This is a genomic window from Flavobacterium sp. RSSA_27, from assembly GCF_051547125.1.
Lineage (GTDB): Bacteria > Bacteroidota > Bacteroidia > Flavobacteriales > Flavobacteriaceae > Flavobacterium.
Genome location: NZ_JBPTTN010000026.1, coordinates 1 through 223 on the forward strand (window position 1 = coordinate 1; position 223 = coordinate 223).

Consider the following 223-nt stretch of genomic DNA (forward strand, 5'->3'; position numbering starts at 1 on the left):
GCTGTTTTAAGCGCAACTGTAGCTTCAACTAATGTAACTTGTAATGCTGCCAATGACGGAACCATTACCATTAGTGCTCCATTGGGAGGTTATGGTACCTACCAATACAGCATCAATGGAGGTACAACTTGGCAAGATAGCGGTACTTTTACTGCACTAGCTAATGCAACTTATAATGTACAAATCAGAGATAAAGCAAATACTGCTTGTGTTAAAATTTTAA

The 223-nt window shown here is 38.1% G+C and carries 1 protein-coding gene; it reads left to right on the forward strand.

Annotation, left to right across the window (positions count from 1 at the left end; translation table 11 throughout):
- On the forward strand, positions 1–223 hold a 223-nt coding region (locus ACSVH5_RS13475; RefSeq protein WP_438061927.1), incomplete at both ends, for a SprB repeat-containing protein.